Raw genomic sequence first — 24,570 nt, 5'->3', positions numbered from 1 at the left:
CGCCGCGTTACGACGGACGTTTCGGGCAATTACCGGGTGGTTACGCCAGTTCCTGGCCGTTGGCGAGGGCCGTGACCTGCGATGATTCCGACGCCACTACGAATCCCACCACCACCGCACTGGCCGGACCGCCCCCCTGTGCGGTCACTGCGCTCCGAGATGGAGGTGGATCGTGTCGCGTACCCAGCACCGGTACCGGTCGAGCGACCAGCCTCGTTCGTTGACGAGATTGCCGTAGGTTCCGGTGTTGACGAGGCCCCACAGCATGTCGGCCACCGCATCGACATCGACCTGCTGCGGCAGTGCGCCCGCTCGCTCGAGTCGCCGCCCGAGATCGAGCAACTCGCCGTAGCGATCCGCCTCGCGTACCCGCAATGTCTCCTCGACCTCCGGGTACTGGCGCCGAGCCACCACCAGCGCCTCGTGAATCCGCCACACTCTGGACGCGACCTCGACATCGGCGGTGATTGTCGCGTCGAGCGCCTCCCACGCGGTCATCGTGTCCGTGACCGGATGCCGTTCGAGAACCGGAACGACATCGGTGGCGTAGATGTGCAGATGCAGGGCCGTCAACAGCTCGACCTTCGAGGGGAAATGCAGGTAGATCGCCTGGCGTGAGACTCCCGCCTCTTTCGCGACTGCTCCGAGGCCGGCGCCGTGATAGCCGTGTTCCTCGAACATCGCGCGCGCCGACTCGAGGATCTGAGTCCGGGTTTGGGGTCGTCCGCCACTTGACACGCTGTCAACCTTACCGTACTTTACAAGCTGTCAAGCAATCCCCGAGGAGGAACGCCATGGCTCGCTACCTGATCACCACCTGGGACGGTGCGGGAAACCTGGTCCCAACGCTCGGCATCGCCCGCGAGCTGGTCGATAGCGGCCACGATGTCCGAATACTCGGACACGAGACGATCGCTCAACGATGCGCCGATGTCGGCGCCCGCTTCGTCACCTTGACCCAGAGCGAGGGCTGGGACGCGATGGACACCCCGGACGACTTCGAAGCCGAAGTGAAACTCATGATCGACCAGCTGTGCTTCAGTTCCGCGATCGCGCGGGACCTCGCCCGGGAGCTGGACCGCGAGCCCGCCGATGTGGTGATCGTCGATTGTCTGCTCTTCACCGCAATCGACGTTGCGCTGGCCTCGGGCACTCCGACCGCGACGCTGTTCCACACGGCGTACAGCATCTTTCGGGGCGGACCACTGGTCGAGATGTTCACGCCGGGTATCGCGATCGCGAACGCGGCACGCGCGGACCTCGGCCTGCCCGCGATCGAGAGTCTCGCCGAGATCCACGACGCGTGCGCGCAGGCGCTCGTCGCGGTGCCCGAGGAGTTCGAGCCCGACGTTGCCGACGCAGCCAATGTGGTACGCATCGGACCGGTGCTCGACGCGCCCGCGTTGTCGCGCGAGATCGACGAGGTCGATGTCGGTGACGGTGCGAAGCCACTGGTTCTGGTCGCGCTGAGCACGAGCGAGCAAGGTCAGGCCGATCTGTTGCAGCGCTGTGTCGATGCGGTCGCGCGGATGCCGGTGCGCGCCATTGTCACGACCGGAGCGGCGGTCGACCCGGCGACCGTGCGCGCGGGGGTGGATACCCAGGTCGTGCGGTACGCGCCACACGCCGACATCCTTCCTGCGGCATCACTGGTGATCACCCACGCCGGGCTCGGAACGACCATGGCCGCGCTCGGTCGTGGCGTGCCGCTGCTGTGCACCCCGATGGGCCGCGATCAGTTCTTCAACGCAGAGCAGGTCCGAACCCTCGGCGCGGGCCTGATGCTGATGCCCGACGCGAGCAGCGAGGTGATCGCACAGACCGCCGCTCAGATCCTCGGCGAGAGCAGCTTCGCCTCGTCCGCCGAACAGTTGGCCGTCGGCATCAGCGCATACGGCGGCGCGGCGAAAGCCGTTGCCGTGCTCGAGGCGCTCGGGTGACGCTCAACCGCGCGCGTTCTCGAGCAGCGCGGCCCGCTCCACGAGCAGTTCGCCCGGCCCGGCCGGTGGGGTGTTGCGGCGCCAGATGGCCCGGAATTTGCGCGTCAGCCGGGCAGCCTCGGCCGAGGGGACTTCCACCAGGGCGCCGGTGACGAGGTCGGGTGCGGCGATCAATCGACTCAGGACCGCGGGTGCCATGCCGGTTCGGGCGGCGGCCACGATCGCGGCGGTAGACCCGAGTTCGGCCGCCGGGCCCATGGGTGGGGCCGCGGTGGCGAGCAGGTCCCACACGGTGTCGCGGGTACCCGAACCCGGTTCGCGCCACAGCAGGGCGGTGCCTGCCAGCTCGGTCAGCGTGACCGGCGTCTTCCGTTGCGCCCATGGATGATTCGGCGCCACGACTACGACGAGGTCGTCGGCGCCCAGCACGCGGCTGCCGAGCCCGGCCGGTGGATGCGGGCCTTCCACGAAGCCCAGATCGGCGGTGCCGTCCCGCACGAGGCCCGCGACCTGGGTCGAGTTCTCGACCTCGAGGGAGATCACGACCTCGGGATGATCGGCGCGCAGTGCGGCCAGCCAGTGCGGAATGCGGTGGTCGGCAATGGTTTTAGAGGCGGCGATGCGCAGGCGTGGCGCTTGCGCGGCGCGCAGGCGGGCGACGTCGTCGACGAGGTCTGTGACGGCGGCCAGGACGGTGCGCGCGTGGGCGACGACGGCGCGACCCGCGTCGGTGAGTTCGGAGCCGGTCGGCGCGCGGTCGAGCAGCTTCACGTGCAGGCGGCGTTCCAGTGCGCTGATCCGCATACTCGCGGCCGGCTGACTGACCCCGTGCCTGCGGGCGGCGGCGCCCAGACTGCCCAGCTCCGCCACCGACACCAGGAGATCGAGGACCTCCAGGTCGGGGGTTCCGGGTGGCAGGGTCATGGCCCGATTATGGGTGACGGGTGGCGCGACGCCACATCAGGCACCGTAGCCGTCGTGATCGGGACCGAATCGGCCTCGCAGCTTCTTCGCCACACCGTAGAGGGCGAACACCGGTTTCAGTGGCATCCATTCACCGAACCGATACTCCCGGCCAGGGACCAAGCGGGCGGCCAGTTCCGGGCTCTGTTCCGCGAGATAGGCGCGGGCGGTCTCGGCATGCGTCGGCAGCGAGACGATCTTGATCCGGTCGACGTCCTTCAGGTACGGGATCGCGAAGGCGATGTTCTCCCAGGTGGACCGGCTCGACTCCTCCAAAACGAGTTCGCCCTCGTAACCGCGGGTTTCCACGGCGTAGCGGCCCATCACCGCCGCCTCGGTCTCCGGTCCCGCGCAGGCACCTCCACACAGCACGAGGCGAGTCTCGGACGCGTGCGGATCGATGGAACGTAGACCGGCGCGCACTCGCCAGCGGTTCATGCCGTTGGCACGCGAACCGGTGTTGCGATATCCGAGGACCACGACGGCCTCCGACCCTGAGCGTGGGGCTCCGACGCCCCGACGGGAGGCCCGTCGATTCGCCCATTCGCCCCACAGCATCACTCCGACACCGGTGGCGATCGTCAGCCGGGTTCGTTTCCGCACGTCTCCAGCAAACCACACACGCCGTCGGCAGGGCCATAAGCCGAAATTATGACCACCTGCGAATTCGCTCTCTACCTCGGGCTCCTGCGTACCGCGAAGGTGAAGGAGTGAACCGCGCACCCGCTCTCGCTCCCGGCCTGATCCTCGCCGCGCTCCTGGCCACCGTGGCCACGCCGTTCGGCAAGGCGCTGCCGATGATCGGCACGCCGGTGCTCGCGCTCGGCGCGGGCGCCGTCGCCGGGATGGTGCTGCGTCGCAAGGACGTGACGGGCGAGACGTTCGGCCCTGGGCTCGACGTTGCCCGCCAGCGCTTGCTCGGGCTGGCGATCGTGCTGCTGGGGCTCGGCCTGCCGCTCGGGTCGGTGATGAGCGTGGGGCGCGAGACGGCGGTGGTGCTGATCGGGACGCTGCTCGTCGGCGGTGTGGCGGCGTTCTTCGTGGGACGGATGCTCGCGGTGGACAAGGAGTCGGCGACCCTCATCGCCGTGGGCACCACGATCTGTGGCGCGTCCGCGATCGCCGCCGCCACCGCGGTCCTGCGGCCCGACAAACAACGGGTCGCCTACGCCCTGTGCACCATCTTCATCTTCAATGTCACGGCCGTGCTGGTGTATCCGCCGCTGGGCCGCGCTCTCGGCCTGTCGCAGGAGGCGTTCGGACTCTGGGCGGGCACCGCGATCAACGACACGTCGTCCGTCCTGGCCGCCGGCGTCATCTTCGGCGCGGGCGCCGCACAGTTCGCCGTGATCGTGAAGATGGTTCGCAGCCTCGCCATCATCCCGCTCTGCGTCGGCCTGCACGTCGGCCGCCGCCACATCGCCGAGGACACCGATCTCCCCCATGCCTCCCTGCGCCGGGCGGTCCCCCTGTTCGTGATCTTGTTCCTGGCCGCCTCCGTCATCGCGGGCCTCGGCATCGTTCCCAGCGAACTCACCGCACCGCTCGCCACTGTCAGCGGTTGGCTGATCGCCGCCGTCCTCGCCGCCATCGGCACCTCGCTGAGCATCGCCCGCCTGCGCACCGCGGGCATCCGCCCCCTGATCCTCGGTGGCACCCTCGGCCTGATCCTCGGCACCACCAGCCTCGGCCTCATGTACGTGACCGGCTGGTGCTGACAACAACGGCCCCACCGACGTGCGCGCGGGGCCTGATCGGGCCCGCGTCGCGGAGCTAGGATTGCTGGACATCGCAGGTCGGCGCGGACAGGAGGATGTCATGAACAGCGTGTACCGGATCATCGCCACCGCGGGTGCCGCCGCGGCAGTGACGCTGGTCGCCGCGGGCGTCGCGGCGGCCGAGGACGCCGAGCCACCCTCGTCGCCGTTGGTCGAGTACATCGAGTCGTGGCCACCCGCCCCCGAATGGTGCAACGCGAGGTGGGACCCGATCGAGAATGCCGTCGAGGATTCGATCCCACCCCGGTACGAGCCGGAGTTCGACGCGTTCGACGACTGGTGCGAGGGCGACGCGGACTGACTCGCCCGGTGTGGTGGGGCGGCCGACAGGGCGACCGCCCCGGTCGACCTATCCCGCCGCGTTGACGGCGTTCATCACCGCTGCCAGCGAGGCCGCGACGACCGAGGTGTCGCGACCGAATGCCCATCCGATGCGGTCCGCCGCTCGGTACTCGACGTAGCTCACGGCGGCGCCTGCGGCGCCCTCACCCACCGAATGCTGGGTCAGGCCGAGGATCTCGATGCGATAGCCCGCCTCGTCGAGTGCGGCGGTCAGTGCCTCGACCGGGCCCACCTCACGGTGCACCGAATGCCGTTCACTGCCGTGCACGTCGAGGACGATCCCGGTGGCGCCGTCGGCGATCTGCCACCCCACCAGCGTGATTCGCTGATCGGAGACGGTGTAGGTCTGCTCGAACAGCGTGAACAGATCCTTGGCGGTGATTTCCGTGCCGGTGTCGTCGGTGTGTTCCTGCACCCGCTTCGCGAGGTCGATCTGCAGACGACGTGGCAGGTCCAGACCGTATTCGGTGTGCAGCAGGTAGGCGATACCGCCTTTGCCCGACTGGGAGTTGACCCGGATCACGGCGTCGTAGGAGCGGCCGAGGTCGGCGGGGTCGATCGGCAGATACGGTACCCGCCACTGTGATTCGCGCTCGGCGATGCCCTGGGCCGCTGCCCGCTCGCGATGTTCGGCCATGCCCTTACCGATCGCGTCCTGATGGGTGCCGGAGAAGGCGGTGTGGACGAGATCGCCTACGTACGGATGCCTCTCGTGCACGGGCAGGCGGGTGCAGTGTTCGACGGTGCGGCGGATCTCGTCGATGTCGGAGAAGTCGATCATCGGGTCGACACCCTGGGCGTGCAGATTCAGGGCCAGCGTGGCGATGTCGACGTTGCCGGTGCGTTCACCGTTGCCGAAGACACAGCCTTCCACGCGTTGCGCGCCCGCGAGCACGGCCAGTTCGGCGCAGGCGATACCGGTCCCCCGGTCGTTGTGCGGGTGCACCGACAGGATCACGCCGTCACGGCGAGCCAGGTTGCGGTGCATGTATTCGATCTGGTCGGCGTAGATGTTCGGGGTCGCGACCTCCACTGTCGCAGGCAGATTCAGCGTCACCGGACGCTGCGCGCTCGCCTGCCACAGGTCGGTGACCGCGTCGCAGATCTCGAGGGCGAAATCCGGTTCGGTCAGGTTGAACACCTCCGGCGAGAACTGGAAGCGCACGTGGGGCAGCTCGCCCGCCAGCTCCAGCACGTCGCGGGCACCGGCGACGATCAACTCGCGCAGTTGCGCACGATCCTTGCCGAGGACCACCTCCCGCCAGACCGGCGCGGTGGCGGTGTACAGGTGGATCACCACCTCGTTGGCGATACCGCGCACCGACTCGACGGTTCGTTCGATCAGGTCTCGCCGCGCCGGGGTGAACACGACCACGGTGACGTCCGGCGGGGCGATCGAGGTATCGGCCAGCAGGCGCACGAAATCGAAGTCGGCCTGTGAGGCGGACGGGTAGCCGACCTCGATCTCCTTGTAGCCCATGGCGATCAGGAGCTCGAAGAACCGGCGTTTGCGCGCCGGGTCCATCGGTTCGGCCAGCGCCTGATTGCCGTCACGCAGGTCGACGGGGACCCACAGGGGCGCGGTGGTCAGCCGCGCGTTCGGCCAGTCGCGGTGTCCGACAGCAACATCCACGCGCCGATGGACATCGCGATATCGAGACGAGGGCATTGCCGAGTGACGCTGGCGATTCCACGCGGGCGCGCCGTCGGCGACGGCGCCCGAGGGGGTGGTCAGGGTGGGGAATTCGGTCATGACTTGCTCTGCTTCCCGGCCCACTTCGGGCCACGAGACGACGGCGACCGGCCATGACGGAGCCCCACGGCGGGGCGGCCGGTCGGTCAGGCCCCGCCGTGGCGGCCGAGAAGAAGCGCGGTGTAGGTCATGATGGGTACACTTCTACCACAACTCCTCAGACAAGTAGAGAGGTTTGCCGGTGGTATCGCAGGTACGACGTCAGCCGCTGGCCGCACAAGCGGCTGAACTACTGCTCGCGCGGATCCGCGCGGGCGAATGGCCACTGGGTCATCGACTACCGGGTGAGACGCTGCTCGCCGCCCAGCTGGGGGTCGGCCGCTCGACGCTGCGCGAGGCGATCAGAGAGCTCGCGGGCAAAGGCGTGCTCGACAGCAGGCAGGGCTCCGGGGTCTTCGTCACCGCGCTCGACGTGTCCGAGGACTGGGACGTCGTGCTGCGCGGCGCCACCATCGCCGCGGTGATCGAGGCGCGCATCGCGATCGAGGCCGAGGCCGCCGCCCTCGCGGCACAACGGCGCACGCCTGCCGATCTGCGGGCCATCCGGCGGGCGCTGGCCGGTCGTCGTGCCGAGGGCCAGACCGTCGCCGCGCACGTCGATGCCGATATGGCCTTCCATCGCGCGGTGATCGTGGCCGCGCACAACGATGTGCTCACCCAGCTGTTCGACAGCTTCCTGCCGCGGCTGCGCCTGGCCATGATCGACATGCTCGAGTTGCGCCCGGTCCGCTCCGAGGAGGCCGACCACTGCGCGCACGAACAACTCGCCCAGGCGATCGCCGACCGAACTCCTACTGCCGCAGCGGAATTCAGCCGCACCCACCTGTCCGCCCTGAAGGATGCCTTCACATGACCGGCGCCCCCGTGATCGAGCTCGACGACGTGACCTTCCGGCGCGACGGCAAGAAGATCATCAACGGCATCTCACTGACCGTCCGGGCCGGTGAGCACTGGGCCCTGCTGGGCCCCAACGGCGCGGGCAAGAGCACGCTGCTCGGCTTCTGTGGCGCGGTCACCTTCCCCACCACCGGCGCGGTGCGGGTGCTCGGCGAACAGTTCGGCCGGGTGGAGCTGGCCCGGCTGCGACGCTCGATCGGCCACGTCAACCCGCGCCATCCGCTGCGCTATGCCCTCACCGTGCGCGAGGTCGTCCTCACCGGTATCACCGGCACCATCGATACCCCGATGCGCTGGTCGCCGACCTCCGGGGACCTCGCCCGTGCCGACGCGATCATCGACACCCTCGGCCTGTCCGGCAAGGCCGACGACAGCTGGCCCACCCTGTCCCAGGGCGAACGCGGCCGCACCCTCATCGCCCGCGCCCTGATCAGCGACCCCGATGTCCTGCTCCTGGACGAACCGTCCACCGGCCTCGATCTGGCCGCGCGCGAGCAACTCCTCACCACCATCGACACCCTCGATCGCACCCACCCCGAGGTCGCCTCGATCCTGGTCACCCATCACCTCGAGGAACTCCCCAGCACCACCACCCACGCCCTCCTCATCGCGAACGGCCACACCGTCGCCGCGGGCCTCGCCACCGACGTCATCACCACCGACCACGTCTCCACCGCCTTCGCCCACCCGATCGAAGTCCGCTACGACGGCCGCTGGAGCGCCCGCGCCCGCTGACCACCGGATGCCCACTCGGGCAACGCTTCGCGCGCCGCGAGCCACTCCTGCGGGATCCCGCGGGTCGTGCCACGGTCCCCGGCACCGGTGTGGGCAGCCACGATCCCGCCGACGATCGCGGCGGTGGTGTCGACGTCGCCACCGGCTTCCACACAAGCGGTGACGGCGCGCGGATAGTCCACGAGGTAGGTGGCGGCGGCCCACAAGGTGAAGGGCACCGTGTCCTGAGCGCTGACCCGGGCGCCGTTGCCGAGTTCGTAGGCCGCTTCGGCTACGGTTCGGCCGAGCAGCTCTCGAGCTCGACGGATTCCGTGCGCGGTGCGCCCGTCGACCAGATACGGTTCGACGGCCCGCAGCAATTCATCTGGCGCGCAGCCCTTTCCCCGTGTTCGCGCAGCGTGCGCGGCGGCAACCGCCACTGCCATCGCTCCCACGATCGCTTCCGGGTGCCGATGGGTGATCTCGGCGGACAGCGCCGCCTGCACCGCGGCCAGATCGGGATTTCCGGCGAAATGCGCGCCGAGCGGCGCGACTCGCATCGCGGCCCCGTTTCCCCACGATCCACTCCCACCGAAGACAGCACCGGCCGCCTCGCCCCATGGACGCCCGTCTCGAATCTCGTGCAGCACAACAACTGTGCCCGGCCCGTAGCCACGATACGGTTCGCACCGCTGCGCGAACGCGCCCGCGAGGACATCACGGTCCACGTGGCCACGCTCACGGATTTCCGCATACACCGAACACGCCATTTCGGTGTCGTCGGTCCATGGCCATGGCGCCGACGGCGGTCGACCCGCGAGAAGATCAGGAACAGAACGACCGGGAACGAAGAACTGCGCACCCAGCGCATCACCAACAGATAAGCCTTGAAGGCTGTCGAAAGCGGGATCGGAATTCGGCATGCTGGGCGTAATCATTGCTCACCCTGGGCAAACGACGCAACACGATCTCCGGTCGGTCAGACCAGCTCGACCTCGTCGAATCCGACGGTCAGCTTGTGTCGGCGCTCGCGCAGGACATTCCCCTCACGGTGGACGGTTCCCTCCCCGAACTCGATTCTCAGCTCCGCGCGCCGCGCGTCGACCTCCCGGACAACCCCGCAGATGCCGCTGAACGGACCTGCCGGGAAATACACGACATCGCCCGGCCCGTAGTCGGTGAACCCCACGGCGCCACTGTAATTCACGTCAGCGGGCATCGCCTTTGTGTGATGGGACAAAGGGGGGAAGGATCGGTTCGTAGAGGTTGCGAGCGCGCCGCCGGTCGGCGTTGTCGAGATCGAGAAAGTAGGCGGACTGCCACTGCTGTGACTGCTGCGCTTGCCTGTTCCGGGTCGCGGACCACGGCGGGTACAGGCGGAACCCGCGTTTGCCGCCACGACCGGCTACGGAAACGATGCCGTGTTCGACGAGGGCGTTCCGCGGGAAGACGAACTGTCCGACCCGCGATTCCTCGCGAACGGTGATCACCAGGAGGTCGACACCGTCCTCCACGGCGAACGGCTCGGTCGAGCCGTCCTCGGCGCGCTGCCACACGGATACGAACAGACCCGGCTTCGCCGGAGTCCGCTTGCCCACCCGAAATCTCACCGAGCCACGACCGACCTCGGCCACGGATGCTCCGTATTCCGCGTTCTGCGTCTCGGGAACCGTGGCCGACATGTCCAGTCCCAGCTGGGCGATGAGGGTTCGGGCCGCGAGAAGTTCATGGTGCGTCATCCGAGCCTTCGAAGTCGGGATCGAAGTTGTCGAGGAGTTCGTCGGCCCGGGAGAGGGCTTGGTCCAGTTCGTCGGTGACGGTGTCGAGCACAGACATGCCGTCGAGCATCCCGGACAGTTCGGAGTGCAGGGCGTGGAGTTCGGCGATGGCGGGGTCGACGGTGGTCCAGGCGACGGTGTCGGACCACCAGGTGTCGCGTTGGATCCAGGACCAGACGATATCGCGGACCAGCAGCGCATCGGTGGTGAACAGCTGACGGTGTTCGGCGCCGGTGGTGTGCTCGAGTTCGTAGGTGCCGTCGTCGAGGTAGCGCGCCTGGATGGAGTCGGCCGGAGTGCGTGTGAGGAGGAGGAAGGGGTGCTCGGGGGCCGGATCGGTGGCGGCGGCGCCGGGTCGGGCGGGGTCGACGGGGTGTGGCTGCGCCGAGCCGTCACCGACGTGGACTACGACTTCGGGCTGGTCGTCGCGCTGGGCACCCATCGGGCCAGTGTGCCGGATCGGCGAACATCGCGAACAGCCGGACCGATGAATCGGTGACGCGTACAGCGTCTACATCGACAGCAGGTTTTCTGTCGACAGAGAGGCTCCACCAGTGCACGAAAACGAAGTCAGGGCCGAGACCGCACGGCAGCGTGCGGAGACGGCGGAGTTCTTGGCGGGCTTGGACGAGGCCGCCTGGGACGCGCCGACACTGTGCGCCGGCTGGCGGGTGCGCGAGGTCGCCGCACACCTGAGCATGCCGTACCGGACCTCGCTACCGCGTTTCGTCCTCGGCATGATCGCCGCGCGCGGCAACTTCGATCGCCTGGCCGACCGCGCGGCCCGCGAGGACGCCGCCCGGTTGAGCACCGCCGAGTTGGTCGCCGCCATCGGCGACAACACCGGGCACCCGTGGAAGCCACCGGGCGGCGGCTTCGCGGGCGCGCTGAGCCACGATGTGATCCACGGCCTCGACATCACCGTCGCGCTCGGCCACGCCGATCCGGTTCCCCTCGACCGCATGCGCATGGTGCTGGCAGCGCTGAACCCACGCACGGCCGAGTATTTCGGTGTCGACCTCGCGGGAATCGCCTTGCGCGCAGACGATCTCGACTTCAGCTACGGCGAAGGCGAGGTGCTGTCCGGACGTGCGCAGGATCTGCTGCTCGTGCTCTGCGGGCGAAAACTTCCCCCGGGCCGTCTCGATGGCGAGTCGGCGGCCCGATTCACCGGCCACTGACCATCGAGCTGCGCCACAGCACGACGGCGGGTAGCCTCGCACCGATGACGTGGACAGCTCCCGAGCTAGAGCCGACCAGAACTCTGGTCGGCGCGGACGAGCGGCCGATGTTGCAGTCCTGGTTGGACTTTCATCGCCAGACCCTGCTCGGCAAATGTGGTGGACTCGACGGTGAACAGCTCGCCGCGCGCTCGGTGGAGCCGTCCTCGCTCTCGCTGCTCGGCCTCGTCCGGCATCTCACCGAGGTGGAGCGAGGCTGGTTCCGGACCTCCGCCGCGGGCGAGGAGGTCGAACCGGTCTACAGCTGCGAGGCCGAGCCCGACGCTGATTTCGACGACCTCGCCTCGCTACCCGCCGAGGCGGTGTTCGCGGCCTTTCACGCCGAGGTCGCCGCCTGTGACGCCGCCGTCGCCGAACTCTCCCTCGATCACGTGTTCCACGTGCCGTGGCGCAGCGACGAGTACACGTTGCGCTGGGTGTATCTGCACATGATCGAGGAATACGCCCGCCACAACGGCCACGCCGACCTGCTGCGCGAGCGGATCGACGGCGTCACCGGCAGCTTCTGAGTCAGGCGGCGCCGGTCACGACGCCGGGGGTGAGCTGGTCGAGATCGTCGATGACGGTGTCGGCCAGGGCGAGGGCGTCGGGCAGCGGCGGGAACTCCGGGCGCGGCGCCGCGATCAGGCGCATCCCGGCGTTGTGGGCGGAGCGCAGACCATTGGTCGAATCCTCCACGGCGGTACAGTCGTTCGGCTCCACGCCGAGTCGCTGCGCGACGGTGAGGTAGACGTCGGGTGCGGGTTTGCCGCGTCCGACTTCCTCGGTGGACAGCACCACGGTGAAATAGTCGAGCAATCCGGACTTCGCGAGCACCAGATCGATCAAGGTGGCCGGTGACGAGCTGGCCAGGCCGAGTTTCCAGGAACCCGCGCACCGCCGCACCGCGTCGACCGCGCCGGGCAGCAGCGGGACGTGGTGGGCGTACTTGTCGGCCATCAGGTCGATGACGGCGGCAGCCACCTCGTCGGCCGGTTCGGCCACGCCCAGCTCGTCGGCCAGGTACGACGACCACTCGACGGTGTTCATCCCCATCATCTTCTTCTGCGAATCCGGTTGCCACCGGCCACCTTTGAGGACCACGTACTCGTGCCTGACCTGTTCCCAGATCGGCTCGGAATCGATCAGCACGCCGTCCATATCGAACACAACCGCCGCGATACCCATGCGTTCAGCCTTTCGCCGCTCACCCGGAGGGGCACCACCAGTTGGTGCGCCGACGCTCCGGTACGTAGGACCTGCTCGGTGATCGGGATCCAGCCTAGTTGACCCGACACCGATCCCCGGCGCGAACATCCAGCTCGGCAGCGATAACGTGTTGCATATGGACGATACACAGGTCGGCAACTCGCTCCCGGACGAGAAGCATCACGAAGGCGGATTCCGGCCGGTTGCCGAGCTGATCCAGGCACGCAAGAACCGCGGCACCGACAACACGGTGGGTGGACCGCACTACGGCGAGCTGATCGATCAGGTCCGCGCGCTGATGGACCGGGCGCGGCTGGTCAACCCCTCCGACGAGCTCGCCAAAGAGGCCATCGCCACTCTCGAACAGCTCAACGCCCGCCTCGACGAGGCCGTGGTGGACGAGTGGTCCTCGCCCAGCTGGACCCGGACCGACCTGCCTGCGCGGGGCAACATCACGCTGCCGCCGTACACGGTGGTCAGCGGAGACCGCGACGGTGTCACCGCGAAGGTCACCTTCCGCACCTTCCACCTGGGCGGCAACAACGCCGCCCACGGTGGCCACATCGCACTCGCCTTCGACGACATCATCGGCATGACCGCCGCGCTGTCCACCAGGTCGGTGACCCGCACGGCCTCGCTCACCTTGGACTACCGCTCGATCACGCCCCTCAATCGCGAGCTGACGGTGCGCGCGTGGACCGAACGCGTCGAGGGCCGCAAGGTGTACCTGCGGGCGACGCTGCACGACGGCGAGCGGTTGTGCGCCGAGGCGAAGGGTCTGTTCATCGTGCTCAATCCCGGCCAGCCGTGACTGCGCGCCGACATTGCGATCGACGTGATCGCAATGTCGGCCGTACGGTCCGAGGTGGCGCAATAGCGGTTTCTCCGCGGATACCCGCAGGTCGTGTGAGCCGCCACCCGGCGTAGAAACATCCGCTGAATTCCCCCCGCGATCGCGGCGCGCGGAGCGCCGCGTAATCGCCGCTATCGTCGCTGTTCATGCAGGTCAGCGAGAAAACAGGGGCTACGGAGCCTACCCCGATCCGCGGTCAGCGCGCCGATCGGGCGCGCCGGGTCGCCGATATCCTGCGCCACCAGATCCTGGCGGGCGCGGTGGCGGGTACGGTGCCCGGCGAGCAGGAGCTCGCCGCCGAGCACGGCACCTCCCGCAATACCGTGCGCGAAGCGCTGGCGCTGCTACGCGACGAGGGACTCATCGATCGCGCCCCGAAGCTCGGCACCCGGGTCGCCGCCCGCAAGTTCGACCACGGCCTCGATGCCCTGCTCGGACTACAGGAGACGCTCAAAGGGCACGGCACCGTCCGCAACGAGGTCAGGGCCGCCACCACCATCACCGCTCCCCCGGCCGTCGCGCGCCGGCTCGAGCTGGCGCCGGGCGACAAGGTCGTCTATATCGAACGCCTGCGGTTTCTCGCCGATCTGCCGCTGAGCCTCGACCTCACCTATCTCGCGCCCGATGTGGGCGCTGAAGTGCTCGCCCACGATCTGGAGACCACCGACGTGTTCGTGCTCCTCGAACAGGTCACCGGCCGGTCGCTGGGCGCCGCCGACCTCGCACTGGAAGCTGTCGCGGCCGACCCGCACACCGCGACCACTCTGGACACCCCGGCCGGTGCGCCGCTGCTGATGCTCGAACGCCTCACCCACCTCGACGACGGCCGACCCGTCGACCTCGAATACATCCGCATGCGCGGTGACCGCATCACGATGCGCGGCAGCCTCACCCGCAGCACCCCCGAATGGAAGGTCCTGTAATGGCACTGGTCCCCCAGCGCGCCGACGTCCCGGTGACGATCGACGAATCACTGTGCATCACCGGCTGCACCCTCTGCGTGGACATGTGTCCGCTCGATTCCCTTGCCATCCACGATGATTCGGGCAAGGCCTACATGCACGTCGACGAGTGCTGGTACTGCGGGCCGTGCGCGGCCCGCTGCCCCACCGGCGCCGTCACCGTCAACATGCCCTATCTGCTCCGCTGAAACCGGGAATCCCACGCATGAAGATCACTCGATTCGCCCCTGTCGCTTTGGCTCTCGCGCTCACCGCGGCAGGCTGCTCGCTCGAAAGTTCCGACGCCGCACCGGCGGGCACCGTCAAGGTCGTCATCGGCTACCAGTCCAAGACCATCAACACCGTCACCGCGGGCACGCTGCTCAAAGCACAGGGTTACCTGGAGCAGCGGCTACAGAAGATCACCGATGGTGGTGGCGCGAAATACCAGGTGGAGTGGCAGGACTACGACACCGGAGCACCGATCACCGCCCAGATGGTGGCGGAGAAGATCGATATCGGCTCGATGGGCGACTACCCGTTGCTGATCAACGGATCTCGTACGCAGGCCAACGAACGCGCACGAACCGAGCTGGTGTCGATCACCGGCTACAACCCCAAGGGCGCGCTGAACATGGTGGTGGTGCCCAACGACTCACCCGCTCGTTCGCTGACCGATCTGGCCGGGCAGAAGATCTCGGCCAGTGTGGGTTCGGCGGGCCACGGCACCCTGGTGCAGGCGCTGAGCCGGGCCGGGATCGACCCGGCCAAGGGTGTGGAAGTACTCAACCAGCAGCCACAGGTCGGGGCGACCGCGCTGGAATCGCATCAGGTGGGCGCGCTTTCGCAGTTCGTGGCGTGGCCGGGTCTGCTCGTGCAGCAGAACAAGGCCAAGCTGCTCTATGACGGTGCGGAGCTGAACGTGCCGACTTTCCACGGCGTGGTCGCTCGCCGTGCGTACGCGGCCGATCATCCGGAGGTATTGCAGGCGTTCCTCGCCGCGCAGTTGGATGCGACCGCGTTCCTGAACGAGAAGCCGTTCGAGGCAGCGGATCTCGTCGCGAAGGGTTCCGGCCTGCCACAGGAGGTCGTGTACCTCTACAACGGCCCTGGCGGTACCAGTTTCGACACCACGCTCAAGGCGAACCTGATCGCGGCGTTCAAGGATGACGTGAACTACCTGAAGTCGATCGGCGATTTCGCCGATCTCGACATCGACGCCTTCGTGCAGGACGGACCGTTGCGCAAAGCCTTCGCCGAGACCGGTCGTACGACCTACGACACCGAACTCGCGTCGGGGGTCAACCCGAGCAAGGTGACCGGCACCGATCCGATCTGCGCTGCGCCGGTGAGTGATCCGGCACTGGCCGGCGAGATCTGGGTCGACGGCGCGGACAAGCCCCAACCCGCCGCGAACCCTGTGTGCTTGTTGCGGGCGGTGCAGGCAGCGAAGGCACAGGGCAAGACGATTCGCGCGGTCTATGTTCCCGATGCCGAACTGGGTACTCGCTGGTTCGCGGACAAGGCCATCTGGTTGCGCGAGAGCGCGCAGTACCTGCCGTTCACCACACAGGCAGCGGCCGACCGCTACCGCGCCACCCATCCCGCCGCCGCACCGGTCTCCTATGCGCAGGCCGTGACGGAAGTCCGCGGATGAGCACGGTCTCCGGGCAGGTCGGACGGACTGCCGACGCGACCGAATTGCGCACTGCCACTGCCGGTGCGGCGAATGCCGCGGGCAGCAGACCTGGCGTCGCGGGCGGCGAGCCCGCCGATGCCGCCGCTCTGCACGACGACATCGCGCCCGTCAGATCGGTCTGGGTGTCGCGGACGATCCGGGTCGCCTCGGTGGCGGCGGCGATCGGCCTGTGGCAGTTGCTCACCGCGGGCGATGTCCGCGCGGGCCTCCGGTTCGACACCTTGCCGACGGTGACCGAGATCGTGGCCGAGTTCGGCGAACATCTCGGGACCGGGCAGTACTACCTCGATGTGGCGCAGTCGCTGATCCGGATCGTCACCGGATTCGGTCTGGCCGCGGTCGTCGGTGTGCTGGCCGGCATCGGGCTCGGCCGGTCGCGACTGCTCGCGGATGTGTTCGGATCGCTGGCCGAGCTGATCCGGCCGATTCCGGCGATCGCGCTGGTGCCGGTGGCGATCCTGCTGTTCCCCAGCGACGAGTCCGGCATCGTGTTCATCACGTTCACCGCGTCGCTGTTCCCCGTGCTGGTGAGCACCAGGCATGCCACGCGGGCGCTGCCGACCATCTGGGAGGACGCGATCCGCACGCTCGGCGCGTCGCGGCGCGAGGTGCTGACCAGGGTCGTCGTGCCCGGCATCCTGCCCGGGGTGTTCAGCGGGTTGTCGGTGGGAATGGGGGTGGCCTGGATCTGCCTGATCTCGGCGGAGATGATCTCCGGGCGGCTCGGCATCGGCTACCGCACCTGGCAGTCCTACACCATCGTCGACTACCCGGCCGTGTTCGTCGGGATGATCACCATCGGTGTGCTCGGTTTCCTCACCTCCGGAATCGTCGAACTGGCAGGCCGCCGGGTGACCCGCTGGCTGCCGCGAGAGGTTGCCTCATGACCACGACCACCGCCGCGCCCGCCGTCTCGGTCGGCATGCGATTGGACCTCGAGTCCGTGCGGATCAGCTACGGCCGCAAAACCGTGGTGCACGACCTCGATCTGACGGTCGCGGCCGGGGAGATCCTCGTCCTGGTCGGCAAATCCGGCTGCGGCAAGTCGACCCTGTTGCGCGCGATCGCCGGGCTGCGCAAGCCCGCTGCCGGGGTCATCCGCGCCGATGCGGACGCTGTCACCGGTCCGTCGGCCGATCGCGCGCTGGTGTTCCAGGACGACGCGCTGCTGCCGTGGCGCACCGCGCGCGCCAATATCGATCTGGCGCTGCGCCTTCGGGGCGTGTCCCGCAGCGACCGTGCGGCACGGTCGCTGCGCTGGCTCGACGAGGTCGGGCTCAGCGGCTACGCCGACTATCTGCCGCGCGATCTGTCCGGCGGGATGCGCCAACGGGTTCAGCTCGCCCGCAGCCTGGCGGGCTCGCCGCGCGCGGTGCTCATGGACGAGCCGTTCGGCGCGCTCGACAGCCAGACCCGTGCGGAGATGCAGCGTCTGCTGGTCGAGACCTGGCGCGCACACCCGACCACGATCGTTTTCGTCACCCACGACCTCGACGAAGCCCTGCTGCTCGGCGACCGGATCGCCGTACTCGGCGCGGGTTCGCTGCGCGCGGTCGTCGAGGTACCCGACCCGCGCGAACCGGTGGACCGGAGCGCCCTGCGGGCCCGAATCCTGGAGACTCTGTGAACATTCCCGAACTGTCGGACCGCGTTCGCCTCGACTGCGATGTGCTCGTCATCGGCGGCGGCACCGCGGGCACCATGGCCGCGCTCACCGCCGCCGAGTCCGGCGCGAACGTGCTGCTGCTCGAGAAGGCGCATGTACGCCATTCGGGCGCACTGGCCATGGGCATGGACGGTGTGAACAACGCCGTCATCCCCGGCAAGGCCGAGCCGGAGGACTACGTCGCCGAGATCACCCGCGCCAACGACGGCATCGTCGACCAGCGCACCGTGTATCAAACGGCGACACGGGGTTTCGCGATGGTGCAGCGCCTCGAGCGGTACGGGGTGAAGTTCGAGAAGGACGAGTACGGCGAGTACGCGGTGCGCCGAGTGCATCGGTCGGGGTCGTATGTGCTGCCGATGCCCGAGGGCAAGGACGTCAAGAAGGCGCTCTATCGCGTACTGCGCCAACGCACGATGCGCGAGAAGATCCGCATCGAGAATCGGCTGATGCCGGTGCGGGTGCTCACCGCCGGCGGGCGCGCGGTGGGCGCGGCCGCGTTGAACACGCGCACCGGCGAATTCGTCGAGGTGGCCGCGAAAGCGGTCATTCTGGCGACGGGCCCCTGCGGTCGGCTCGGCCTGCCCGCGTCGGGCTACCTCTACGGCACCTACGAGAACCCCACCAACGCCGGTGACGGCTACTCGATGGCCTACCACGCCGGCGCTGAACTCTCGGGTATCGAGTGCTTCCAGATCAACCCGCTGATCAAGGACTACAACGGTCCCGCCTGCGCGTATGTGGCCAACCCGTTCGGCGGGTACCAGGTCAACGCCGAGGGGGAACGCTTCGTCGACTCCGACTACTGGTCGGGGCAGATGATGGCCGAAGTGAAGCAGGAGATCGAATCCGCGCGCGGGCCCATCTATCTCAAGGTCTCGCACCTGCCCGACGAGACGCTGTCGACGCTCGAATCGATTCTGCACACCACCGAGCGGCCGACTCGCGGGACTTTCCACGCCAACCGGGGCCACGACTACCGCACCCACGATATCGAGATGCACATCTCCGAGATCGGTTTGTGCGGTGGACATTCCGCGTCGGGCGTGTGGGTGGACGAGAACGCGCGAACCACCGTGCCGGGCCTGTACGCGGCGGGCGATCTGGCCTGCGTGCCACACAACTACATGATCGGGGCGTTCGTCTACGGCGATCTGGCCGGCGCGCACGCGGCCTCCACCCTGGCCGAACTCGATACCCCTGCCGAACTGCCCGAGGATCAGCTCGCCGAAGCACACGAACTGATCTACCGGCCGTTGCGTCAGCCCGAAGGCCCGCCGCAGCCGCAGGTCGAGTACAAGTTGCGCCGGTTCGTGAACGACTATGTGGCGCCGCCGAAAACGGCCGCCAAGCTGTCGATCGCCGTCGAGACCTTCGAGCGGATGCGCGCCGAAGTCGACGGGATCGGCGCGCAGACACCCCACGAACTCATGCGTGCCGTCGAAGTGCAGTTCATTCGCGATTGCGCCGAGATGGCCTCGCGCAGTTCCCTCACGCGGACAGAGTCGCGCTGGGGCCTCTATCACGACCGCGCGGATCTGCCCGATCGCGACGACGAGTCGTGGAACTTCCATTTGAACCTGCGCAAGACCGTCGACGGCGAGATGGAATTCGTCAAGCGATCGGTGGCGCCGTATCTGGTGCCGGTGCCCGGTCTCGATGATGTGCCGTCGGCCGAGCCGATCGTCGAGGTGATCGCCCAGCCCGAGCTGGTGGGAACGCGAGCGCCGCAGCGCGAAGCCCCGGTCCGGAGTGAGGCGGCGCCGGTGTCGCCGTCCTCGCCTCGACTGGTCACTCTGCTCGCGCTGGATTCCCCGGTGGTCGAGGATCTTTCGAGCTACCTCACCGACCCCGATCCGGTGGTGCGGGTGGCCGCGCTGTCGGTGCTCACCGAGAACACCCCGGACGGATTCGGCGATGAGCTGATCCGGGCGCTGGGCGACGAGGCCGCTTCGGTGCGCCGGGCGGCCACCGAGAGTCTGCGGGAACTGGTAGAGGTGCTGGCGGGAGCCGGTGCGCTGAGTGAGTATCTCGGCTCCCCCGATCCCCTCGTCCGCGCGACCGTCGTCGATCTGCTGCGGGCGTTGCGGGCCGGGTCTGCCTCGGAATACCGTGCCGCACTGGGCGATACCGATCATCGCGTCAGGATCGAGGCGGTGCGCGCACTGGTCTCGCTCGACGACGCCGATGCGGTGTCCACGATCGCGGGCGATGTCAACCGTGAGGTCCGCATCGCGGTCGCACACGGACTCGCCTCGATCGGGAGCGGCGGCGTGGAGGTGATCCGCGTGCTGGCGGGCGATCCCGATCCACTGGTCCGCGCTGCCGCCCTCACCGCCTACGCCGCACTGGGTACCACGGAGGTAGATGTCGCCGAACTCACTGCGGCACTGCGGCATTCCGCCTGGCAGGTGCGTGTCGGTGCGGCGCGCGGGCTGGCGGGTTCGACCCCGGAGACCGGCGTGGTGCCGTTGAGTGAGGCGCTCACCGACCGTCACCTCGATGTGCGCAAGGCGGCGGTACTGGCCCTGTCCACCTGGTCGGGGAGTGCCACCGCCCTCGACGCGCTCGAGTCGGCGATCACCGATCCCGACGCCGACGTCCGCGCCTACGCCCGCCGCGCGGTGACCGCCGCGGGTCGCACCCCGGTCGACGCTGTTCGCGCCGACGCGGAACTGACCGAGGCCAGGGCATGATCAGCAACTCGCCGGGGCGGTGCCGCAGCGCGAATGCGCCACGATCGTCGCTGCTGCGGGCGGGTGACGGCGGGTCCGGCGCGCAGCGGTCGACCGCCGAGGAGTACCTCGGTGACCGGGCGGCCGAGACCGATGATCCCGGTCGTCGCACGCCGGGTTCCGCGGACCCGGCGACGTCGCTGTGCCACCGTTCACCCGACAGCGCGCTCAGGATTATCACAGGTCACCGTCGGTAGGCTGGCCCGATGAGCGCACTTCCTGCCACCCTGGTGAGGGTCACCGACAACCTGGACGCGGTGACGACGATCGGCCACGAGGACGATCCGGCCGACGTCGGGTCCTCGCGGGCCGACGTCGAGGCGATCTGGGCGTCGGTGCGCAGGTGGTACGCGATGGGCACGACGCCCGCCATCCAGGTGTGTCTGCGCCGCAACGGCGGGATCGTGCTGAACCGGACGATCGGTCACGGTTGGGGCAACGCACCGAGCGACGGACCGGATGCCGAGAAGATCCTGGCAACGCCGGAGACCCTGTTCTGCGGATTCTCGACCGCGAAGGGCGTCGCCGCCACGCTGATGTTCATGCTCATCGAACAGGGCGCGTTCGGTCTGCAAGACCGGGTGGCCGACTATGTTCCCGAGTTCGCGGCCCACCGCAAGGGCGTGATCACCGTCGGCGATGTGCTGTCGCATTCGGCGGGTATTCCGTTCATCACCGCACCACACAGCGGAACCGCGGCGGTGCTCGACGAGGATCTGGCCCTCGCTGCTCTCACCGACCTGGTGCCGAGCTGGGCACCCGGACGTTTTCGCGTCTACCACGCACTGACCAGCGGATTGATCCAGCGCCTGCTCGTCCAGCGCGCCACCGGCAAGCGGATGCGCGAGCACCTCGCCGAGCAGGTGCTGACCCCACTCGGCTTCCGCTGGAACAACTTCGGTGTCGATCCCGCCGATGTCGGCAAGGTCGTACCGAGCGTCAAGACCGGCCCGCCCCAACCCCGCCTCGCCCGATTCCTGGCGAACAAGGCCCTGGGTGGGCATCTGGACAAGGCCTCGAAGGCCACCAACGACGCATTCCTGGCCGCCGAACTCCCCTCCGGCAACCTGGTCACCACCGCCTACGAACTCTCCCGCTTCTACGAAATCCTTGCGCGTGGTGGCGAATTGGACGGAACGAGGATCATCGGGACCGGCACCCTGCGCGACGCGATCGCCCCCGCCGATCGCATGCTCGGAGTGGCCGGTCGCGTCAGCCGCGCCGGATTCGAACTCGGCGCCCGCCGGTCCAAGTTCGGCCGCGATACCGGGTCGCACTTCGGCCGCAGCGGTCTCACCACCCAGTACGGCTGGGCCGACCCCGATCGTGGCCTGTCGGGCGCTGTTCTGACCAATGGCAAAGCGATCACCGACCTCGATCGCCCGTGGCAGCTGGTCGCCCAGATCTCCGACACCCTGCGTCCACTGCCGCCCGCCGCTCGGCTCTTCCGACCCTGATCCGGGCACGCGCCCTCGATCAGAAGAAGGTGCCGCTGAAAGGCAGTGTGGGAGTGGCGAAAAGGTCGTCGGCGGCGTCGACAGCACCCGCACGGTGCTCGACGACACGACCGGCGAGGGCGAGCTGTCGCCACGTCGACCCGCCGAGGTAGATCGCGCCGAGGCCGGCGACGTCGACGGTGACATCGGCGGGGTCATCCACTCTCGCCACCTGCTCGGCGCCGATCCGGTACCGGCCGGTGTTGGCGGTGCGGATCGCGTCCTCGACCTCGACGATCACCGGCGGCGCGTCGCGATAGGTCCGGCGGGCGAGTGCGGTGGGGACATCGACCAGGCGCAGCCAGGTTTCGTCGTGCACCCCCGCGACGCCGACCGCGCGTTCATCGGTGAACAGATGCCGCAGCGGCGCGTCCACCGGCGCGAACGCGAAACTCACCTTGTCGACGAGATCGATCGAGAGCAGGTGCCGGATCACACCGAGGTAGGCCTGCGGGGTGGTCGCGACGAGATCGTCGACGACGATCGTGCGTTCGCGGCTGGTGAACCAGTTCGCGGTGTCGACCGGGTGATAGCGCGCGAACCCGTCCTCGGCGCCGGCCGGCCCGTGCGTCACGGTGTACAGCGGTTCGGCCGCGGCACGTTCCTTGCCCTTCCACCAGTAGCCGGGCCGATCGATCGCGCCGGTCCAGGCGATCGCGGCGGTCGCGTAGATCTGCGGGAACAGCTTCCACGCGTCGGCCGGTTCGACGAACCGCACCGGACCGGACGGCGGGACCGTGTCACGCAGGCGGGCTCGACCTCGGTGCAGGTCCAGGCGCGCGAACGAACTCGCCACGCCGTACCCGAAACGCTCGTAGATCGAGCCCTCGGACGCGCGCAGGGTCGCCACCACTTCGCCCCGCTCGGCGATGTCGTCGAGCTGTCGGCGCAGCAGGGCGGTGAGCACTCCGCGCCGGGTGTGCGTGGGTAGCACGCCGACATGGGTGACCGCGGCGTGTGAGACGCGCGCGCCACCGGGAACGAAGAGCCAGCTGGTGTAGGATTCCGCGGTGCCGACCAGCCGACCATCGATGCGAGCGCCCAGCGTGCGGCCCGGTTCGGACAGATGGTCACGATCTGGTGGCAGCGGCGGCAATCCCACCATCGCCGCCCGGAACAGCGCGCCCGCGGCGTGCAGATCGTCGTCGTCGTGCAGGGCGTCTACGTCAACAGCCATCCCCTCACTGTTCCCTATTCGGGGCGGCGCCTCTACTCCGGATCGACCACGACCACGATGCCGGTCGGCGCTTCGAGCAGCTCGAGCGTGCGCGCGGCGGCGGTGTCGACGTGGATGCGCGGGTGCGCCGGTGGGGTGGACTCGTAGTACGTTCCGGGACCGTAGAACTGGCCGTAACGCAGAACGACGCCGCCCGCGGCGAGGACGGCGGATTCGTGGGTCGCGATGGCGTCACCACGGCCCGCCGGCAGCGTCCAGGCGATGCTCTGGGCGAGAAAGCGTTTCGCTCCGGCCGCCGCGGCGGCCGCGAGCAGATTCGCGGTGCCCTCGGTACGGATGCGGGAGTTCGCCTCGCCGGAGCCGGCCAGGCGCGCCACCTCGTCGGGGAGGTCGGTGAGCTGGTGCATGACCAGGTCAGGGGTGAAGTCGAGCACCGCGGTGGTGAGGCCGTCGGCGTCGTAGACGTCGTGGACCACCGCGGTGGCTCCGGTGGCGCGGACCGCCGCCGCTTTACTCGGGGAACGGGTCAGGCCGGCCACGTCGTGACCGGCGCCGACCAGCAGTGGCAGCAACCGTGATCCGATGACGCCCGTGGCGCCCGCGAGAAAGATTCGCACAACCCCGACAGTAGCGGGGCCGATGATCAGGCCCCGATGACCGCGTTCATGATCGTGCCCGCGCTGGTGGCGACCGCGCCGCCCGCCATGGCGCTGGCGATCATCTTCGGCGATTGCAGGCCGCCGCCGTTCCACTTCTCCCAGGCGAAGCGGCCGCCGCCGTAGGTGATGGCGGTGACGCCGGACAACAGGATCATCCAGGTGAAATACCGGCCCAACTGCATCACCTTGTCGGCCATCGGCGGCGCTTCCGGCGTGGGATTGCCCACCTGGGCGACAACGACGTTATAGGTGTCATGCACTGCGGCCAGGATCATGCTCACGATCGGTGCTCCTTCGTCGGTTGTTCGTGGTGAAGCCGATGTCGAGAACTCGTGACGCGGTAGAACCCAGATATGTTGAACATTCAACCTCATGGGCGGTTCGGTGACGTGGGCGACACTCCGCGTAAACCATGACCGCAGTCACAGCCGCGGATCCGTGCCCGCGTCGCGCCGTGCCCCTACTATCGAACGTGCGGGGCTCGTTCAGATTCGGCGCGACGAGGCGCTGACCACCACCTTCATCGCACGACTACCGTACCGCGAGGAGGGCACCATGGCTTTCCTGATTCCCTTGTTCGTCGCGTTTCTTCTGGTAACCGCAGCAGTGGTCCTGGCTTCTTACGCCACCGTTTCCCTGACCTATTGGTTTGAATCACGCCGGATCCGTCCGGAACAGTCCGACCCGCAACCTGCACGCTGAGCCCTGTTCCGACCCGATGTCCCGGTACCCGACGCGGTACCGGGACAT

At 68.4% G+C, this 24,570-nt stretch carries 28 protein-coding genes; 16 read left to right on the top strand and 12 right to left on the bottom strand.

What is annotated here, in order from left to right; all coding sequences use genetic code 11:
* Positions 1-144: 144 nt before the first annotated feature.
* A complete protein-coding gene (locus tag ACWDXS_RS02670; RefSeq protein ID WP_378989993.1) occupies positions 145-738 on the bottom strand; it encodes a TetR/AcrR family transcriptional regulator in 594 nt (197 codons plus the stop codon).
* A gap of 56 nt (positions 739-794) precedes the next feature.
* Between ACWDXS_RS02670 and ACWDXS_RS02665 the strand changes: the two genes are divergently transcribed.
* Positions 795-1,940 (top strand): glycosyltransferase, encoded by a 1,146-nt coding sequence (locus tag ACWDXS_RS02665; protein WP_449961246.1) that lies wholly within the window; start codon positions 795-797, stop codon positions 1,938-1,940.
* A gap of 3 nt (positions 1,941-1,943) precedes the next feature.
* Here ACWDXS_RS02665 and ACWDXS_RS02660 read toward each other — a convergent pair whose 3' ends face one another.
* A complete protein-coding gene (locus ACWDXS_RS02660) occupies positions 1,944-2,864 on the bottom strand; it encodes a LysR substrate-binding domain-containing protein (protein ID WP_449961243.1) in 921 nt (306 codons plus the stop codon).
* Between the two features lie 36 nt (positions 2,865-2,900).
* On the bottom strand, positions 2,901-3,506 hold the full coding sequence (locus tag ACWDXS_RS02655; protein WP_449961240.1) for a YdcF family protein: 606 nt from the start codon (positions 3,504-3,506) through the stop codon (positions 2,901-2,903).
* A 107-nt stretch (positions 3,507-3,613) separates the two neighbouring features.
* Here ACWDXS_RS02655 and ACWDXS_RS02650 point away from each other — a divergent pair, with 107 nt between their 5' ends.
* Together ACWDXS_RS02650 and ACWDXS_RS02645 are read left to right on the top strand one after the other, a co-directional pair.
* Positions 3,614-4,621, top strand: a complete 1,008-nt coding sequence (locus tag ACWDXS_RS02650) for a YeiH family protein (RefSeq protein WP_449961237.1) — start codon at positions 3,614-3,616, stop codon at positions 4,619-4,621.
* Between the two features lie 100 nt (positions 4,622-4,721).
* Positions 4,722-4,982, top strand: coding sequence for a hypothetical protein (locus tag ACWDXS_RS02645; protein ID WP_387447381.1), 261 nt, complete (start codon positions 4,722-4,724; stop codon positions 4,980-4,982).
* 48 nt (positions 4,983-5,030) lie between these two features.
* On the opposite strand, the gene ACWDXS_RS02640 is transcribed toward ACWDXS_RS02645, so the two are convergent.
* A complete protein-coding gene (locus ACWDXS_RS02640; RefSeq protein WP_449961234.1) occupies positions 5,031-6,776 on the bottom strand; it encodes a 2-isopropylmalate synthase in 1,746 nt (581 codons plus the stop codon).
* Positions 6,777-6,957: 181 nt separating this feature from the next.
* Here ACWDXS_RS02640 and ACWDXS_RS02635 point away from each other — a divergent pair, with 181 nt between their 5' ends.
* Both ACWDXS_RS02635 and ACWDXS_RS02630 read left to right on the top strand, forming a co-directional pair.
* The gene (locus ACWDXS_RS02635) at positions 6,958-7,629 is read left to right on the top strand and encodes a FadR/GntR family transcriptional regulator (RefSeq protein WP_449961231.1); all 672 of its coding nucleotides are present in this window, start codon (positions 6,958-6,960) and stop codon (positions 7,627-7,629) included.
* The gene (locus ACWDXS_RS02630) at positions 7,626-8,408 is read left to right on the top strand and encodes an ABC transporter ATP-binding protein (RefSeq protein WP_387447379.1); all 783 of its coding nucleotides are present in this window, start codon (positions 7,626-7,628) and stop codon (positions 8,406-8,408) included. Before ACWDXS_RS02635 ends, ACWDXS_RS02630 begins: the two co-directional genes overlap by 4 nt.
* Here the strand turns inward: ACWDXS_RS02630 and ACWDXS_RS02625 are convergent.
* The 4 genes from ACWDXS_RS02625 to ACWDXS_RS02610 are packed head-to-tail and all read right to left on the bottom strand — an operon-like array spanning position 8,375 to position 10,607.
* Positions 8,375-9,310, bottom strand: a complete 936-nt coding sequence (locus ACWDXS_RS02625; RefSeq protein WP_449961227.1) for an ADP-ribosylglycohydrolase family protein — start codon at positions 9,308-9,310, stop codon at positions 8,375-8,377. The genes ACWDXS_RS02630 and ACWDXS_RS02625 overlap by 34 nt on opposite strands.
* A 56-nt stretch (positions 9,311-9,366) precedes the next feature.
* Positions 9,367-9,576 (bottom strand): hypothetical protein, encoded by a 210-nt coding sequence (locus ACWDXS_RS02620; protein WP_266289138.1) that lies wholly within the window; start codon positions 9,574-9,576, stop codon positions 9,367-9,369.
* Positions 9,577-9,595: 19 nt separating this feature from the next.
* Positions 9,596-10,126 (bottom strand): MepB family protein, encoded by a 531-nt coding sequence (locus ACWDXS_RS02615; RefSeq protein WP_449961224.1) that lies wholly within the window; start codon positions 10,124-10,126, stop codon positions 9,596-9,598.
* Positions 10,113-10,607 carry a hypothetical protein gene (locus ACWDXS_RS02610; RefSeq protein ID WP_378989981.1) on the bottom strand — a complete coding sequence of 165 codons (495 nt, stop codon included), beginning with the start codon at positions 10,605-10,607 and terminating at the stop codon, positions 10,113-10,115. The genes ACWDXS_RS02615 and ACWDXS_RS02610 overlap by 14 nt, the downstream gene beginning before the upstream one ends.
* Positions 10,608-10,719: 112 nt before the next feature.
* On the opposite strand from ACWDXS_RS02610, the gene ACWDXS_RS02605 reads away from it, so the two are divergent.
* Positions 10,720-11,346 carry a maleylpyruvate isomerase family mycothiol-dependent enzyme gene (locus tag ACWDXS_RS02605; RefSeq protein ID WP_449961221.1) on the top strand — a complete coding sequence of 209 codons (627 nt, stop codon included), beginning with the start codon at positions 10,720-10,722 and terminating at the stop codon, positions 11,344-11,346.
* A 44-nt stretch (positions 11,347-11,390) separates the two neighbouring features.
* The gene (locus ACWDXS_RS02600; protein WP_378989977.1) at positions 11,391-11,915 is read left to right on the top strand and encodes a DinB family protein; all 525 of its coding nucleotides are present in this window, start codon (positions 11,391-11,393) and stop codon (positions 11,913-11,915) included.
* A 1-nt stretch (position 11,916) separates the two neighbouring features.
* Here ACWDXS_RS02600 and ACWDXS_RS02595 read toward each other — a convergent pair whose 3' ends face one another.
* Entirely contained in the window at positions 11,917-12,573 is a 657-nt protein-coding gene (locus ACWDXS_RS02595; RefSeq protein ID WP_378989976.1) for an HAD family hydrolase, read from the bottom strand.
* A gap of 157 nt (positions 12,574-12,730) precedes the next feature.
* Here ACWDXS_RS02595 and ACWDXS_RS02590 point away from each other — a divergent pair, with 157 nt between their 5' ends.
* From ACWDXS_RS02590 to ACWDXS_RS02555, 8 genes are all read left to right on the top strand, one after another.
* Complete coding sequence (locus ACWDXS_RS02590; protein ID WP_379312463.1) at positions 12,731-13,405, top strand: PaaI family thioesterase; 675 nt, start codon at positions 12,731-12,733, stop codon at positions 13,403-13,405.
* A 188-nt stretch (positions 13,406-13,593) separates the two neighbouring features.
* Positions 13,594-14,370 carry a GntR family transcriptional regulator gene (locus ACWDXS_RS02585; RefSeq protein WP_379294396.1) on the top strand — a complete coding sequence of 259 codons (777 nt, stop codon included), beginning with the start codon at positions 13,594-13,596 and terminating at the stop codon, positions 14,368-14,370.
* Entirely contained in the window at positions 14,370-14,597 is a 228-nt protein-coding gene (locus tag ACWDXS_RS02580; protein ID WP_056816936.1) for a 4Fe-4S dicluster domain-containing protein, read from the top strand. Before ACWDXS_RS02585 ends, ACWDXS_RS02580 begins: the two co-directional genes overlap by 1 nt.
* A gap of 17 nt (positions 14,598-14,614) precedes the next feature.
* Positions 14,615-16,045 (top strand): ABC transporter substrate-binding protein, encoded by a 1,431-nt coding sequence (locus ACWDXS_RS02575; protein ID WP_378989972.1) that lies wholly within the window; start codon positions 14,615-14,617, stop codon positions 16,043-16,045.
* Positions 16,042-16,974 carry an ABC transporter permease gene (locus ACWDXS_RS02570; protein WP_378989971.1) on the top strand — a complete coding sequence of 311 codons (933 nt, stop codon included), beginning with the start codon at positions 16,042-16,044 and terminating at the stop codon, positions 16,972-16,974. The genes ACWDXS_RS02575 and ACWDXS_RS02570 overlap by 4 nt, the downstream gene beginning before the upstream one ends.
* The gene (locus ACWDXS_RS02565) at positions 16,971-17,714 is read left to right on the top strand and encodes an ABC transporter ATP-binding protein (RefSeq protein ID WP_378989970.1); all 744 of its coding nucleotides are present in this window, start codon (positions 16,971-16,973) and stop codon (positions 17,712-17,714) included. Before ACWDXS_RS02570 ends, ACWDXS_RS02565 begins: the two co-directional genes overlap by 4 nt.
* Positions 17,711-20,449 (top strand): fumarate reductase/succinate dehydrogenase flavoprotein subunit, encoded by a 2,739-nt coding sequence (locus tag ACWDXS_RS02560; protein ID WP_449961214.1) that lies wholly within the window; start codon positions 17,711-17,713, stop codon positions 20,447-20,449. Before ACWDXS_RS02565 ends, ACWDXS_RS02560 begins: the two co-directional genes overlap by 4 nt.
* A 245-nt stretch (positions 20,450-20,694) precedes the next feature.
* Positions 20,695-21,945 (top strand): serine hydrolase domain-containing protein, encoded by a 1,251-nt coding sequence (locus ACWDXS_RS02555; RefSeq protein WP_449961211.1) that lies wholly within the window; start codon positions 20,695-20,697, stop codon positions 21,943-21,945.
* Between the two features lie 19 nt (positions 21,946-21,964).
* Here the strand turns inward: ACWDXS_RS02555 and ACWDXS_RS02550 are convergent, their stop codons facing one another.
* The 3 genes from ACWDXS_RS02550 to ACWDXS_RS02540 are packed head-to-tail and all read right to left on the bottom strand — an operon-like array spanning position 21,965 to position 24,095.
* Complete coding sequence (locus ACWDXS_RS02550) at positions 21,965-23,161, bottom strand: GNAT family N-acetyltransferase (protein ID WP_449961208.1); 1,197 nt, start codon at positions 23,159-23,161, stop codon at positions 21,965-21,967.
* A gap of 32 nt (positions 23,162-23,193) precedes the next feature.
* The gene (locus tag ACWDXS_RS02545; RefSeq protein WP_449961205.1) at positions 23,194-23,778 is read right to left on the bottom strand and encodes an NAD-dependent epimerase/dehydratase family protein; all 585 of its coding nucleotides are present in this window, start codon (positions 23,776-23,778) and stop codon (positions 23,194-23,196) included.
* A 26-nt stretch (positions 23,779-23,804) separates the two neighbouring features.
* A complete protein-coding gene (locus ACWDXS_RS02540) occupies positions 23,805-24,095 on the bottom strand; it encodes a hypothetical protein (protein WP_211300305.1) in 291 nt (96 codons plus the stop codon).
* A 280-nt stretch (positions 24,096-24,375) separates the two neighbouring features.
* Between ACWDXS_RS02540 and ACWDXS_RS02535 the strand changes: the two genes are divergently transcribed.
* Complete coding sequence (locus ACWDXS_RS02535) at positions 24,376-24,522, top strand: hypothetical protein (protein ID WP_378989965.1); 147 nt, start codon at positions 24,376-24,378, stop codon at positions 24,520-24,522.
* The last annotated feature ends 48 nt before the right edge of the window (positions 24,523-24,570 follow it).

It is taken from the genome of Nocardia sp. NPDC003183 (genome assembly GCF_053590715.1).
Note: the sequence above shows the minus strand (reverse complement) of the source record. Positions and strands in the feature narration are given on the sequence as shown.